The organism is Burkholderia sp. AU33423 (genome assembly GCF_002223135.1).
GTDB classification, from domain to species: domain Bacteria; phylum Pseudomonadota; class Gammaproteobacteria; order Burkholderiales; family Burkholderiaceae; genus Burkholderia; species Burkholderia lata_D.
This window is the reverse complement of the sequence record NZ_NKFH01000004.1, coordinates 1,436,329-1,448,927: the sequence shown is the minus strand read 5'-3', so window position 1 is coordinate 1,448,927 and position 12,599 is coordinate 1,436,329. Positions and strand designations below refer to the sequence as shown.

At 67.0% G+C, this 12,599-nt stretch carries 15 protein-coding genes and 2 pseudogenes; 8 read left to right on the top strand and 9 right to left on the bottom strand.

The features are described from left to right. The first annotated feature begins 143 nt into the window (after nucleotides 1-143). From CFB50_RS09415 to CFB50_RS09400, 4 genes are all read left to right on the top strand, one after another. Nucleotides 144-563, top strand: a complete 420-nt coding sequence (locus CFB50_RS09415; RefSeq protein ID WP_089445673.1) for an organic hydroperoxide resistance protein — start codon at nucleotides 144-146, stop codon at nucleotides 561-563. Nucleotides 564-633: 70 nt separating this feature from the next. Next, nucleotides 634-960, top strand: coding sequence for a DUF4148 domain-containing protein (locus CFB50_RS09410; RefSeq protein WP_089445672.1), 327 nt, complete (start codon nucleotides 634-636; stop codon nucleotides 958-960). Nucleotides 961-1,021: 61 nt separating this feature from the next. Then, the gene (locus tag CFB50_RS09405) at nucleotides 1,022-1,351 is read left to right on the top strand and encodes a DUF4148 domain-containing protein (RefSeq protein WP_069248003.1); all 330 of its coding nucleotides are present in this window, start codon (nucleotides 1,022-1,024) and stop codon (nucleotides 1,349-1,351) included. A 73-nt stretch (nucleotides 1,352-1,424) separates the two neighbouring features. Then, complete coding sequence (locus CFB50_RS09400) at nucleotides 1,425-1,754, top strand: DUF4148 domain-containing protein (protein WP_089445671.1); 330 nt, start codon at nucleotides 1,425-1,427, stop codon at nucleotides 1,752-1,754. Between the two features lie 346 nt (nucleotides 1,755-2,100). Here CFB50_RS09400 and CFB50_RS09395 read toward each other — a convergent pair. Both CFB50_RS09395 and CFB50_RS09390 read right to left on the bottom strand, forming a co-directional pair. After that, nucleotides 2,101-2,709, bottom strand: a pseudogene (locus tag CFB50_RS09395) (class I SAM-dependent methyltransferase); the annotation flags it as partial. A gap of 43 nt (nucleotides 2,710-2,752) precedes the next feature. Further along, entirely contained in the window at nucleotides 2,753-3,280 is a 528-nt protein-coding gene (locus CFB50_RS09390) for a DedA family protein (protein ID WP_089446079.1), read from the bottom strand. 284 nt (nucleotides 3,281-3,564) lie between these two features. Between CFB50_RS09390 and CFB50_RS09385 the strand changes: the two genes are divergently transcribed. From CFB50_RS09385 to CFB50_RS09375, 3 genes are all read left to right on the top strand, one after another. Continuing rightward, nucleotides 3,565-4,230 (top strand): response regulator transcription factor, encoded by a 666-nt coding sequence (locus CFB50_RS09385; protein WP_089445669.1) that lies wholly within the window; start codon nucleotides 3,565-3,567, stop codon nucleotides 4,228-4,230. After that, complete coding sequence (locus CFB50_RS09380) at nucleotides 4,227-5,612, top strand: ATP-binding protein (RefSeq protein WP_089445668.1); 1,386 nt, start codon at nucleotides 4,227-4,229, stop codon at nucleotides 5,610-5,612. The genes CFB50_RS09385 and CFB50_RS09380 overlap by 4 nt, the downstream gene beginning before the upstream one ends. Nucleotides 5,613-5,708: 96 nt before the next feature. Continuing rightward, nucleotides 5,709-6,425: a GNAT family N-acetyltransferase gene (locus tag CFB50_RS09375; RefSeq protein WP_089445667.1), complete on the top strand. Its 717-nt coding sequence runs from the start codon at nucleotides 5,709-5,711 to the stop codon at nucleotides 6,423-6,425. A 48-nt stretch (nucleotides 6,426-6,473) separates the two neighbouring features. On the opposite strand, the gene CFB50_RS09370 is transcribed toward CFB50_RS09375, so the two are convergent. From CFB50_RS09370 to CFB50_RS39930, 5 genes and pseudogenes are all read right to left on the bottom strand, one after another. Beyond that, nucleotides 6,474-6,929, bottom strand: coding sequence for a MarR family winged helix-turn-helix transcriptional regulator (locus CFB50_RS09370; RefSeq protein ID WP_069247997.1), 456 nt, complete (start codon nucleotides 6,927-6,929; stop codon nucleotides 6,474-6,476). A 102-nt stretch (nucleotides 6,930-7,031) separates the two neighbouring features. Then, on the bottom strand, nucleotides 7,032-7,160 hold the full coding sequence (locus tag CFB50_RS39935; RefSeq protein ID WP_256978857.1) for a hypothetical protein: 129 nt from the start codon (nucleotides 7,158-7,160) through the stop codon (nucleotides 7,032-7,034). After that, nucleotides 7,157-7,528 carry a GFA family protein gene (locus CFB50_RS09365; RefSeq protein WP_089445666.1) on the bottom strand — a complete coding sequence of 124 codons (372 nt, stop codon included), beginning with the start codon at nucleotides 7,526-7,528 and terminating at the stop codon, nucleotides 7,157-7,159. Before CFB50_RS09365 ends, CFB50_RS39935 begins: the two co-directional genes overlap by 4 nt. Before the next feature lie 195 nt (nucleotides 7,529-7,723). Beyond that, entirely contained in the window at nucleotides 7,724-8,824 is a 1,101-nt protein-coding gene (locus CFB50_RS09360) for an NAD(P)H-dependent flavin oxidoreductase (RefSeq protein WP_089445665.1), read from the bottom strand. A gap of 263 nt (nucleotides 8,825-9,087) precedes the next feature. After that, a pseudogene (locus CFB50_RS39930) lies at nucleotides 9,088-9,228 on the bottom strand (MFS transporter); the annotation flags it as partial. A 186-nt stretch (nucleotides 9,229-9,414) separates the two neighbouring features. On the opposite strand from CFB50_RS39930, the gene CFB50_RS09355 reads away from it, so the two are divergent. Then, nucleotides 9,415-10,053: a 5-formyltetrahydrofolate cyclo-ligase gene (locus CFB50_RS09355; RefSeq protein WP_069247994.1), complete on the top strand. Its 639-nt coding sequence runs from the start codon at nucleotides 9,415-9,417 to the stop codon at nucleotides 10,051-10,053. A 128-nt stretch (nucleotides 10,054-10,181) separates the two neighbouring features. Here the strand turns inward: CFB50_RS09355 and CFB50_RS09350 are convergent, their stop codons facing one another. After that, nucleotides 10,182-11,315 (bottom strand): AAA family ATPase, encoded by a 1,134-nt coding sequence (locus CFB50_RS09350; protein ID WP_089446078.1) that lies wholly within the window; start codon nucleotides 11,313-11,315, stop codon nucleotides 10,182-10,184. A gap of 41 nt (nucleotides 11,316-11,356) precedes the next feature. Beyond that, nucleotides 11,357-12,226: an RNA ligase family protein gene (locus CFB50_RS09345; RefSeq protein WP_089445664.1), complete on the bottom strand. Its 870-nt coding sequence runs from the start codon at nucleotides 12,224-12,226 to the stop codon at nucleotides 11,357-11,359. Between the last annotated feature and the right edge of the window lie 373 nt (nucleotides 12,227-12,599).

The following is a 12,599-nucleotide window of genomic DNA, read 5'->3' as shown; positions in this document are numbered from 1 at the left end:
TACACGTTCCAGATACATTGAAATACAAAATATCGCATGCGATTTAATCGAATGCGCTTGACGGAGGGGGTCGTCTCGACGAAACTCCATCGCATGCGATCGAATCGCATCTGAAACAAACCACCCAACTGACGGAGCAAATGATGAGCAAGATCGAAAAAGTGCTGTACACGGGCAAGACGCATACGACTTCGGGCGGCCGCGACGGCTCGGCGCGCAGTGCCGACGGCCGCCTCGACATCCAGTTGTCGTCGCCGGGCAGCGCCGGCACCGGCACCAACCCGGAACAACTGTTCGCGGCCGGCTGGTCGGCCTGCTTCATCGGCGCGATGCAGCTTGCGGCGCGTGCCGCGAAGGTGACGCTGCCGGCCGATCTCGCGGTCGACGCCGAAGTGGATCTCGGCACCGCCGGCAATGCGTACTTCCTGCAGGCCCGGCTGAACGTGAGCGTGCCGGGGCTCGATCGCGACGTCGCGCAGCGCATCGTCGATGCGGCACACCAGACCTGCCCGTATTCGAAGGCGACGCGCGGCAACATCGACGTCGACATCCGTATCGCTTGAACGATGCACCAGGCGGCCGAGCGCCGCCTGCTGAATGCCCGATTCCTTTTCTTTCTTTTCGAGGTGAATGATGAAAACCCAATTGATCGCCGCACTTCTCGTCGCTGTTTCGGCCACGGTTGCCGCACCGGCGTTCTCCAGCGAATCCACCGTGACGCGTGCGCAGGTGCGCGCCGAGCTCGCGCAGTTGCAACAGGCCGGCTACCCGCTGAATCGCGCGACCGACGCCACCTATCCGAATGATCTCCAGGCTGCCCTCACGCAGATCCGTGGAGCCGATGCGGTTGCCGGCAACGAGCAGGCGTCCGGCTACGGCAGCAATGGCGAGGCGGTAACGCAATCGGGCCGCCGGCATGCGGTCAGCGTGGCCGACCGCTCGGTGTATTTCGGTCATTGAGCGCGACGCATCGTCGATACGCGAACCCTGAATGTCTTCTATTTCTCTTCTGTCGAGGTAAATGATGAAAACCCAATTGATCGCCGCCCTTCTCGTGGCCGTTTCCGCATCCGCTGCCGCACCGGCGTTCGCCGATGCAGCCGCCGTGTCCCGCGCGCAGGTGCGTGCCGAGCTCGTCCAGCTCGAACAAGCCGGCTACCGGCCGGGCCGCGCGAACGATCCGCACTATCCGGACGATCTGCAGGCCGCACTGACGCGCATTCACGCGAACGACACCGCGGTGGCCGAGGCCGCGACGTCCGGTTACGGCAGCGATGCCGCCGCCGCGACGCAGTCGGGCAGCCGGCCCGCGACGCGGATCGCCGAGCGCTCGATCTACTTCGGTCATTGAACGAAACCGCGCACGGCGCCGATGGCCGGCGCACGATGCGCAACCCCTGAATTCCATTTTCTTGTCGAGGTAAATGATGAAGACCCAACTGATCGCTGCCCTTCTCGTTGCCGTGTCGGCTGCCGTTGCCGCGCCGGCGTTTGCTGGTGACGGCCCCGTGACGCGCTCGCAAGTGCGTGCGGAACTGGCCGCGCTGCAGAAGGCCGGCTACCTGCCAAACCGGCCCAACGACCCGAACTATCCGGACAATCTCCAGGCTGCGCTGCGCCGGGTTCACGACAACACTGCAGTCGCGGCCGATTCGCAGGTGTCCGGTTACGGCAGCGACGCCGGCAGTGCGACGCAGTCGGGCAGCCGCAGCGCGGTTCGCACGGCCGAGCGGTCGATCTACTTCGGCCATTGAGCATGGCGCGTCGGAATCGTCGCGCAAGGCCGGGCAACGTGTGGGAAACGGGGGCGCGCGGGCACGGTGCGTTCCTCGTCGGCCTGCGATGGAACGTAGCGTTGCAACTTGACATGCCCTGCGCGTTTGCATCCGTTCGGGATTCGATAGCGTGCGGTGCCAACGCCGATAGCGGTTTTCGAGACCAGCGGCCGGCCAGACAGCAACCCATACCCGAACGCGCTCACGATGATGGGCGTCCATCCGTCGATGGCCCGACGCCGCTCGAATGGCGTGATGGCGCATGGGGAAACCGGGTGATATCGATGCCGCGCAAAGTGGTTGCCTCCGCAATCACATCGAGCTGCGGCCGTGCACCGGGCCACTGATGTCGGGCCCTGTCGATCCGGCGTTCGAAGCGATACACGATGGCGGGCGGGAAGTTCATCCACGCGACGCCGACCCGGACGGTACGAATACGCATGGCCTCCAGATAGCGCGCCGGAATCGGGCAGCGCGGCACGTAGGTGAACTGGTAGAACGCGCCATCGGCCGCCAGATGACGCGCGAACGCGCCGTGAACGATCGCGACGGCCTGTTCGACCGGCATCGCGACGAGCGGCAGCCCGCTCACGATCGCATCCGCGCGCGCCCCGCCGAAGAAATCCCCTGTCATGCCGAGCTGCGCCGCATCCATCTGCATGATCCGCAACGCGGGAAACCGATGTCGCAACGCGTCCGCGAAAGCCGGATCGGCTTCCACCAGCACGAGCCGGTCGCTCGCGACGCCGCGCGCGAGCAGCGCCCGCGTGAACACGCCGGTGCCCGCACCGAGTTCGATCACGGCGGCGCCGTCGCGCGGGATATCGGCGGTGATCAGTGCGGCGAGCGCGGGGCCGGATGGCGCGAGCGCGCCGACCCGGCGCGGATTGCGCATCCAGGTACGCAGGAACAGCATCCATTCAGGGATTCGCATCGACAGGCTCCAGGCGGGATCGATCGGTCAACGACATGTCGGGCTAGGCGGCCGCTTGCGCGGCCAGGTAGCCAGCCGTGATGAACAGCGTGTTCCAGAGCGCGATGCCGGCCGCGGCGCCGGACGCGAATCGCGCGAAACTCGTTTCCAGCAAGCCGGCGAGCGGCGGCGCGACGAGCCGGACGAACGGCACCAGTTGCGACCAGAGTGCGAGCCGCGTGGGCCGCGCGCGGATGCCGTCGATCAGCGCGTCCATTCGTGCGGGCTGCAGCCTGCCCAGCGGCGCGACGCGGCGCAGCAGGGCCAGCACGCTGTCTTCCGGCCACAGGTTGCCGAGCGCGTAATGCAACAGGCAGCCTGCGAAGCTGCCGAGCGCCGTGACGACGATGGCTTCCGGCAGTGTCCATGCGCCCTGCGCGCTGGCGACGCCGATCATCGTGAGGAGCACGTGGGACGGCAGCACCGGAATCAGCCGCTCGATCAGCGACAGGCCGACGAGGCAGGCGATGCTGTTGGCGCCGGCCACGCTGAGCGCGAGGCCGAACGGGACGAGCGTGGCGAGCTGGTTCATCGCGCCGCTCCCGCGCGGCGGGCGCGCAACGCGCACAACGCGCGCGACCTTCCATGCCAGAATGGCCCGCACCCGAACGGCGCGCAGGTGGAGCCTCGCGCCGCATTGCATTGCAGCAACGGAATTGAAGGACGTGACACGGTCATTGCGGGCCTCTCGATAAAACGCCGGATGCATTGCACCGGCAATGCGGCGAATGGCACGCATCGTGGCCCCCGGGCTTTAAGAAGTTTTTAATCGCGGTCGGTCAGGCTGGCGACCTCGACAGTCGAGGAGCGAAACCGATGGATATCCTGCTGGTGGAAGACGATGTCATGCTGGCCGACGCCGTTTGCGCGGGCCTCAGGCAGAACGGCTGGCGCGCGGACTGGTCGGCCGACGTGCCGGCCGCGCGGCTCGCGCTCGTCGGCCACGACTACGACGCGGTGCTGCTCGACCTGCAACTGCCAGGCGCGTCCGGTTTCACGCTGCTTGCCGCGATGCGCGCGAACTACGACCCGACGCCGGTATTGATCGTGACCGCGCGCGATCAGCTGAGCGACCGGATCCGCGGCCTCGACGCAGGCGCCGACGACTATCTCGTGAAGCCGTTCCAGCTCGACGAGCTCTATGCACGGCTACGCGCGCTGACGCGCCGCAGCCAGGGCCGCGTATCGGAGCGTCTGGTCTACCGCGACGTGCACGTCGATCCGGCGCGCAAGGAAGTCACGCGCGCCGGCGAACCGGTTCCGCTCAGCATCCACGAGTACCGCACGCTGCTCGCGCTGATGGAGCGGCAAGGCCGCGTCGTCACGCGCACGCAGCTCGAAGCGCGCGTCTACGGCAACGACAGCGAAATCGAAAGCAACACGATCGCGGTCTACATCCATCAACTTCGGCGCAAGCTCGGCGACGAGCTGATCGTGACGGTGCACGGCTTCGGCTATCGCGTCGGGGAGCGCCCCGCATGAAGTCGCTACGCATGCGCCTGCTCGCGACCGTGATGGCGGCGGTCGTCGTGTTCTGGGCGAGCTGGGGGGCGTTTCTCGGCATCGGCCTGTGGCGCGAACAGCGCGGCTGGCGCGACGGCATGCTCGAGAGCGCCGCGCAACTGCTGCTCCTGTCGTTGCCGGATACGATCGATCGCCTGCCCGAAGCTAACGCCCAGGCGGTGGTGCCGGACACCGCATATGGCAAATACGACGTCGCATTCCAGATCTGGGTCGATGGCCGCAACGTGATGCACAGCGCGGATGCACCGGGGCCGGCGCTCAAGGCGGACCTGCGGGACGGATATGGGGTGAGCACCGGTCGCGGCGCCGCGCACGACGAGACCTGGCGGGTCTATTCGCTGTCGGATTCGGCGGGCCGGATTCACGTTCAGACGGGCGGCCCGGCCACGACCTGGCAGGAGAAGGCGAGCAATGCGCTGCAACTCGGCCTGTTCAATACGGTGGTGATGCTCGGGATGCTGGGCGTCGTGATCTGGTGGGTGATCCGCTGGTCGTTCGGGCCGGTGCGCGAGGTCCAGCGAGCGATCCAGCACAAGGCCGCGTTCGATTTCTCGCCGCTGCCGCTGGTGACGCTGCCGCGTGAACTCCGCCCGCTCGTCGAGTCGTTCAACCGCCTGCTCGCGCGGCTGAGTCAGGCCGTCGACACCGAACGCCGCTTCATCGGCGATGCCGCGCACGAGTTGCGCACGCCGCTGGCGGCGTTGTCGGCCCAGGCGGAAGTCGCGTTGCAGGCGGACAGTCTGGCGGAGAAGAACGAAGCACTGCGTCGGCTCGCAACGGGCGTCGAACGCAGCGCGCGGCTCTCCGGGCAATTGCTCGAACTGGCGCGGCTGGATGCCGGGTCGCGCGTCGACCAGCACGGGCCGGTCGACCTGTCGCGGCTCGTTGCGCTGATCGCGAGCGACTTCGACGCGGCCGCGCATGCACGCCGACAGACGGTGCGGGTCGCGGTCGAACCGGTGCGCGTCTGGGGCGATCTGGACGAGATCGCGATTGCGGTGCGCAACCTGATCGACAACGCGCTGCGTTACGGCCGTGACGGCGGGCAGGTCGAGATCACGTGCGACGTCCCTGCCGATGCGGGCGGGACGCGGGTCAGGCTGCGGATCGCGGACGATGGGCCCGGCGTGCCGATGCACGAGCGCGAGCGGATTTTCGAACGCTTTTATCGCGTACCGGGGACGGTGCAGCCGGGCAGCGGCATCGGCCTGTCGCTGGTCGCGCGAATCGCCGCGTCCCACGGCGGGTCGGTCGAGGTGACGGCCGGAATCGGGGGAAATGGGCTGGCGGTGGTCCTGTCGTTCCCGATATGGGTGGATCCGGAGCGCTGGCAGCGGTAGCGCGGGCCGCGGCAGGTCGCGCTGTGCGGGCCGCGCCCTGCCCGCCCGATCCCGGTCTATGCTGTGCCATCGAAACCTTCACTCGAGGAGCAGTCGATGTCCGATGCAATGACCGGAACCGCGCCAGGCAGTGCGCACCCGCTCGACCAGGTGGTGTGGAACGCGCTGGCGGGCAGGCAGCGCCGCTTTGCGCTCGGCCACGACCGTGCGTGGCGGTTCCCGGCGGCCATCGCGCCGTTTGCCGCGATCGAGGACACGAGCGTGGCATCCTTCGACGCGTTGCGCGCGCTGATCGCCGCACACGGGCCGGCGGCGCTGGTCACGCCGGACGAGATCGAGCCGCCGGCGGGATTGTCGGTGATCCGGCGCGCGAACCTGTTGCAGATGGTCTGGCAACGGACGCTCGACCCGGCGCCTGAATCGGGTTACGTCACGCTCGCTGAAGCCGATGTGCCGGACATGCTCGCGCTGACCACGGCCGCGCAGCCCGGCCCGTTCGGCCCGCGCACGTTCGAGCTTGGCCATTACATCGGCATTCGCAGCGAAGGCAGGCTGGCCGCAATGGCCGGCCAGCGGATGCAGGTCGACGGGTATACGGAGATCAGCGCCGTCTGCGTGGACGCCGCGTTCCGGCGGCAAGGGCTGGCGGCGCGCCTGATGCGGGCGTTGATTGCGGAGATCGATGCGCGCGCGGATACGCCTTTCCTGCACGTCCTCACGTCGAACCAGGTGGCGATCGAGCGCTATCTCGCCCTCGGTTTCGTCGTCCGCCGCGAGATGAACCTGCTGGTGCTGGGCGACGGGCACGCATGACGACGCGGCCGGCACGATGCACGTACCGGCCGCAGTGTGGCTGGGCGTTTATTCGTCGGTCGACCGGATCAGGTTGCCGCGCAGCGTGACGATCGCCTTCTGCATCTTCGCGAATTCGTCCGGCTTCAACCCGGTGGCTTCGACCAGGTTCATGTCGAGCCCCTTCTCGCGCAGGCGGCGGCCGCTCTTCGTCAGGCTGACGAGCACCTGGCGTTCGTCCGACGGATCGCGGTGCCGCTCCAGGTAGCCCATCGTCTCGAGCTTCTTCAGGATCGGCGTCAGCGTATTGGATTCGAGGAACAGCTTCTCGCCGAGCTGGCCGACCGTCTGGTTGTCCTGCTCCCACAGCGCAATGATCGTGATGTATTGCGTATACGTGAGGCCGAGTGCTTCGAGGATCGGCTTGTACGCCTTGCCGAATGCGAGATTCGTCGAGTAGATCGCAAAGCACAGGAACTCGGACAGCTTCGGTGCAGTGTCGGATGGGGCTTCGGTCGGTTTCATGAACGTCCTCCAGCGACGCGAACGGTCGCAGATGGACGCATTATATATCGCGTGCGATCTTATCGGAAGCATGATAATCGTTCTCGATGAACCGGCGCGCCGTCAGTCGGCCCTGCGGCGCTTGCCGGTCTGTGTGCGGCTGACCGACAGCAGCGTGCATTGCACGGGATGCGCGATTTCGGTCGCGAGCCCGCCCGCGGCAAACAGCAGGATCATCAGCCAGCGTTTCATGCGTCCTCCACGACCGAGAGGCTCGCGCCGTCGGCGACCGTTGCATCGAGCGCATACGGGTCGACGCCATCGAGGCAGCCGAGATTGACGCGCCAGCAGGCGGGGTCCCTGCGCGTCTGATGGAACGGATAGATGCCGCAACGGCTGCAGAAATAGTGACGGGCCGTGCGCGTGTTGAATTGGTAGCACGTCAGCGCGCCCTCGCCTTCGACGATCTTCAGTTCGCTGGCGGCGAACATCGGGCTCATCAATGCGCCGCGCCGGCGGCACAGGCTGCAGTTGCAGCGGGTCGCCGGCGTCAAGGCCGTTCTGACTTCGAATTTGACGGCCCCGCAATGGCAGGACCCTTTGAACCAGGTTGCAGACATGGTGCACTCCCGAAGAGGTCATGCCTGCTTTATAGCGGACGCCCGAAGCTGCGTTGTATCGCGATGTATCCGCGGTTCGTGCAGATACAGAACTTTGCAAATCTGCGGTGGCCGGCGAAGTATCGGTGCGGTGATCGGGGTGCGTTCACCGATCGCCGGCATGGGGCCGCGGCCCGTTGCCCGCGAATCGGGCGATCAATCCAGCACGTGCTGCATCCGCTCGATCGCCGCCCGCGTTTCGCGTTCGAGCGCGGCGAACAGCTCGGCCGCCGGCAGCGACCGCGCGAGCGGCGCCGCCTGTCCGGCCCACTGCGCGCCGTAGCCGAATTCGCCCTTTGCCTTTGCAGCCGCATGCAGCGCCTTGCCGGCGCCGTACGCGATCGGGTATGCGGGCGTGGCCGGCGCGCGCGGGTCGTCGCCGAGCGCGGTCAGGCGATTCGCGAGGCCGCGTGCGATCCGGCCCGAGATCGCGGCGGTGAAGGTCGTGCGGCGTGCCGCGTCGCCCAGCAGCGCGCGGCGATAGCCGTCGTCGATCGACGTCTCCGGGCATGCTACGAACGCGGTGCCGAGCTGGGCGGCCTGCGCGCCGAGCGCGAGCGCGGCGGCGATCCCCTCGCCGTCCATGATGCCGCCGGCGGCGATCACGGGCAGCGCGCATTCGCGCACGATCAGGCGCGTAAGTGCGAACGTGCCGAGGCGATCGTCATGCGCGGTCGAATCGAACACGCCGCGATGCCCGCCCGCTTCGATCCCCTGCGCGACGATCGCGTCGATGCCGGCGGCGGCGATCTGGCGTGCTTCGTCGAGGTTCGTCGCGGACGCGAACAGCGTGACGCCCGCGCGCTTCAGCGCGGCGATCACGTCCGCGGACGGCAGCCCGAAATGGAAGCTGACGACGGCCGGCTTTTCTTCGACGAGCAGCGCCTGCATGGCTTCGTCCGCGACGAAGCTCGTATAGATCTCCGACAGCGACGCGGGCGGCGTCGCGCCGTATTCGCGGAACACCGGCGCGAGCCATTCGAGCCACGCGCGTTCGACGGCCGCGTCGGCGTGCGCCGGCTGATGGCAGAACACGTTGATGTTGAACGGCCGGTCGGTGAGCGCGCGCGTGTCGCGGATCATCTTGCGGGCACCGTCGGCGTTCGTCGCACCCACGCCGAGCGAGCCGAGCCCGCCCGCATTCGACACGGCGGCCGCCAGCGCCGGCGTGCTGACGCCGGCCATCGGCGCCTGGATGATCGGGGCGCGCATGCCGAGCGTGCGCAACAGCGTCCGGTTGTCGGTCGATTGATTCATGTCGCTTGCCTCCTGCAAGATTCGTCATCGAAATGCGTCGGCCGGATGCGGGCCGACGCGCGTGTGTCGGGTTCGGATCGGTGCGCGTTCGTCGTGCGTTGCACGCGACCGGTCACGTGAGCGTCATGTCGAAAACGATGGGTCGCCGTGCGGTGCGGCGGTGTTAGCAACTGTGGCGACGGTGCACGTTGTCGCCGCCTCCCGGCGCGAAACCGGTAACTGCGCTCATCCTACGCCAGCCCGCGTTCAGCCGGCCAGAGCCGCTATCGACCACGCGCCCGATGCGCGAGCCCCGCGCAGGCCGCCAGCAGCGCGCCCGTCACGAAGAACACCGAATGCAGCCCGAGCGCGACGCCGGTCTGCCCGCCGATCACCGGGCCGACGACCTGCCCGCTGAACTGCGCGGGCCACGGCCGGATGGCGTTCGATGGTGGGGCGCTTTGCCGGGGGATACTGCGCTTGCCGTTTTGGCCCTACAATGCGCAGGCGAAGCAACCGCATGATCGGCCGTCAGGGTGCCGCGTTCGTCGAACGCAGCGTCCGACATTCAAGCGGTTCCGCTGATAACCAACAATATCCAACCAGCACACATGAAAAGAAGAACATTTCTCGCGCTGCCCGCCGTGGCAGCGTCCGCCATGCTCGCCGGCTGCGCCGACGCCGACATCGGCCCCATCACCAATCGCATGATGAAGGATCCGGAATACCGTGAAACGCTCTCGGCATTTCTGATCAGCGCGGACGGAAAGAGTCTCGTCGTCATCGGCAAGCAGTATCACTACATTTTCGATGTGCCGCCGGCCCTCGCCGTCAATCTCACGGCACCCTATCGCTCCAAGCTGTATACCGATTTCGATGATTTCGAGACGCACGGCGACAAGATCTCGGGGCGTTACGTGTTGCGGCTCGCGCGCGAGGACGCACCGGCCGGCTCCGAGCTTCGCGCGCGCGCGCTTGCCGATGGTTTCAAGGACCAGCGGTTTGAACTGACGGAGAGCGGCACGATCACCGGAAAGCGTTACCAGCCGAACGATGTCACGCCTTCGTCGATCCCCCAGGCGTTCAATCACGCGTACAACGTCACGGTGATCGAGCGACCGTCGGTGCTCGGTAAGGGAGCGAAGATCGCGCTGTCGCCGATCACGATTGCAGCCGATGGTGCGCTCGGCCTGCTGGGTGTCGCGCTGGCGCCGATCGCACTTACCACGATCCTCATCCTGGCCCACTAGGGCCACGGCATCGTGGCGTCACTGAGCTGCGCGCTTGCGCGACGCAGCGGAATGCATCGCTGAAATGAAACGAGCCGGTACGCCGCGGTGAATTGCGGCGTACCGGCTCGGGTTGCGACGTTGTCGCATCAGACTTCATACCGCACCGCATGCGCTTCGGTCGGCAATGGCAGATCCCAGCGCAGCAGCATCGCCTCGAGCGCGCGATTCGTCAGCGACGTGTCGCGCCGCGCGTTGCGACGCAACAGTTCCTCACGCGGCTGTTCGAGGTAGACGAGCGTCACGTCGGCGTTGTACGCAAACAGCAGGTCGAGCGTCTTCTTGCGCATCAGCGGCGACAGGTTCGTCGCATTCCACACGAACGGCTGTTGCGCGCGCAACAGTGCCTTCGCGGCGTCGACCGCATGGTGCGCGACCGCGCCCTCGTTCTGGCCATGACGCAGCCCCAACGCATCGCGCGCATCGTCGAACGACACGACCGGCAGATCCGGATGATGCCGCGCAACCCACGTGTTCTTGCCCGACGCGGGCAGGCCCGACATCACGACGACCCGCGAGCCCGGTGTACGGAACAGCGGATAGTCGGGATGCACGTCCGCGCCGCGAAAGTAGCTGAGCGCCGTGTGCGCGTCGGCGAATGCACGCGGCTGGCCGTAGCAGCCCTCTTCCCGCGCCAGTTCACGCAACAGTTCGATGTTGTCGAGCACGCGCTGCGTGTCGTCGCAGATGCGCCCGCGGATATCGGCTTCGGCAAGCAGGCACAGCAGCGGCAGGCTGACCTGCCACGACAGCTCGCGCGCGATGAACTCCGGTGTGCCACGGCGCGACCCGCTCATCGCGAAGAACGGTACCTGGTGCACGGCGATCATCCGGCAGATCGCCTCGCGCACCGCGAACGGCACGCCGGCATCCCACAGGGCAATCCGCGCATCGATCGCGCCCTTGCGCGAGTGGCCGGGATGGCCGATCGCGCCGGTAACGGGATCGACGACCGTCGTGCCGTGCTTCGCGATGTCGTGCAGCAGCGCGGCCAGGAACACGCTCTCCTGGTCGGCGCGCGACGCGGCCTGGTACTCGGGCAGCGCGAGCAGCGCATCGATCACCATCATCGTATGCGTCCACACGTCGCCTTCGCCGTGGTGCGCGGGCTCCTGCGGTGTCGTTTTCGCGTGTTCGAGCGCGGGAAATGCCGCGAGACACGCGTGATAGTCCGGCTGCCGGCCGGGCGCAGGCACGAGTGCCTGAAGTTGTTCGTACTTCATGATCAAGACTCCTCTCGAAACGGCGCACGGCCGTTCCACATTCATGGGTTCGGGTGCGCGGCGGAGATCGATGCCCACGTTACCGTCGGGCGCGGCGCATACAGGTCGACACCCGGCGCGAGCCGATTCGGGATGAACGGCTGCTCCGAGTGATGGCGCGCCGATTCGAGAATGGCCTGCACGAAATCGTGGCGCACCCACTTCAGGCGCGCGGTCGTCGTGTCGTCCGCCTCGACCTTCACGTAGAGCCCTTCGGAGCGCTCCGACTTGTCGCACTGCTGCCATGCACGCGCGAGGTCGAGCCCCTGCCGACGCACCGTTTCCTCGAACGCGCGACGCCAGTCCGGCGTCTTCGCGAGCGACGGGCCAAGCATTGCCTTCAGGTCCGCGAGTCGCGCCGGCGCGATGCCTTCGTACAGCACGGGCACCGACAGCACGGGCCCGTCGGCGAGCAGCGCGCGACGCGCGGGTGTCGACAGGAAACGGCCCGTTGCGCGATCGAACACGTCGAACTCGAAAAAGTGATGCGGCAGCGCGTCGTAGAACACCGCGTGCTTCTTGCTCATCGTCTCGCCGTACATCACGTAGCGATCGCCGAGGCGGTCGAGCAGCCAGCCCGCATGGGCGGCGGCCCAGGTCTTCACGAACCCGAACTGCCGCTCGCGGCCGCCGCCGGCCAGATAGTGGCCGCGCGACTGCAGCAGCAGTTCGCCCGCGGGGCTGAAGCTGATGCCCGTGTTCGCGCCGTCGAGTTTTTCCTCGACGACGAGATGGGCGCCCGCGAGGGTGCGATACGGAACGTGGTCGTGACCTTCGTCGCCGTCCTGCAGGCGCGAGCCTTCGAGGTGCGGCGTGCGCGGGTAGCGGGCGAGGTCGAGCGATTGCGCGTAGGCGCGGAAATCCAGCGTCATGGTCTTTCTCCGGAAACATCAGAAAAAGCCGACGACGTGAACGAACGATGGGGTGTGCGTTGCGGTGTCAGTGCGTGTCCGGGCGCGGCCCTGCGATCACGGTTCCGGCGCCGCGAGGCAGACGGGAACGGGCAGGACGACACGCGGCCGGGACGGCAGTCGTCGGCGTATCAGGCGAAGGGACGAATGTTTGCGGGCACTTGGATCACCGATTCGATGAGGGTTCAGGGATGAAGCAGGCGGATGCTACGAAACGGCATGTGTGCTGTCAAGCGCGGTCGGGTACAGCCGATGCGGTTGTCGGCGTGCGTCGAATGCCTGCTGCGGCGCGTCGTGTGCGCCGTCGACACAGGAATGATCCGGATTCCTATTT

Excerpts from the sequence above, each read along its gene's own strand:
- CFB50_RS09410 (WP_089445672.1), top strand. The coding sequence starts at position 634 with ATGAAAACCCAATTGATCGCCGCACTTCTCGTCGCTGTTTCGGCCACG.
- CFB50_RS09390 (WP_089446079.1), bottom strand. The coding sequence starts at position 3,280 with ATGAACCAGCTCGCCACGCTCGTCCCGTTCGGCCTCGCGCTCAGCGTG.
- CFB50_RS09350 (WP_089446078.1), bottom strand. The coding sequence starts at position 11,315 with ATGAAGTACGAACAACTTCAGGCACTCGTGCCTGCGCCCGGCCGGCAG.
- CFB50_RS09385 (WP_089445669.1), top strand. The coding sequence starts at position 3,565 with ATGGATATCCTGCTGGTGGAAGACGATGTCATGCTGGCCGACGCCGTT.
- CFB50_RS09400 (WP_089445671.1), top strand. The coding sequence starts at position 1,425 with ATGATGAAGACCCAACTGATCGCTGCCCTTCTCGTTGCCGTGTCGGCT.
- CFB50_RS09355 (WP_069247994.1), top strand. The coding sequence starts at position 9,415 with ATGAAAAGAAGAACATTTCTCGCGCTGCCCGCCGTGGCAGCGTCCGCC.
- CFB50_RS39935 (WP_256978857.1), bottom strand. The coding sequence starts at position 7,160 with ATGAAACGCTGGCTGATGATCCTGCTGTTTGCCGCGGGCGGGCTCGCG.
- CFB50_RS09405 (WP_069248003.1), top strand. The coding sequence starts at position 1,022 with ATGATGAAAACCCAATTGATCGCCGCCCTTCTCGTGGCCGTTTCCGCA.
- CFB50_RS09380 (WP_089445668.1), top strand. The coding sequence starts at position 4,227 with ATGAAGTCGCTACGCATGCGCCTGCTCGCGACCGTGATGGCGGCGGTC.
- CFB50_RS09360 (WP_089445665.1), bottom strand. The coding sequence starts at position 8,824 with ATGAATCAATCGACCGACAACCGGACGCTGTTGCGCACGCTCGGCATG.
- CFB50_RS09375 (WP_089445667.1), top strand. The coding sequence starts at position 5,709 with ATGTCCGATGCAATGACCGGAACCGCGCCAGGCAGTGCGCACCCGCTC.
- CFB50_RS09345 (WP_089445664.1), bottom strand. The coding sequence starts at position 12,226 with ATGACGCTGGATTTCCGCGCCTACGCGCAATCGCTCGACCTCGCCCGC.
- CFB50_RS09365 (WP_089445666.1), bottom strand. The coding sequence starts at position 7,528 with ATGTCTGCAACCTGGTTCAAAGGGTCCTGCCATTGCGGGGCCGTCAAA.
- CFB50_RS09370 (WP_069247997.1), bottom strand. The coding sequence starts at position 6,929 with ATGAAACCGACCGAAGCCCCATCCGACACTGCACCGAAGCTGTCCGAG.
- CFB50_RS09415 (WP_089445673.1), top strand. The coding sequence starts at position 144 with ATGAGCAAGATCGAAAAAGTGCTGTACACGGGCAAGACGCATACGACT.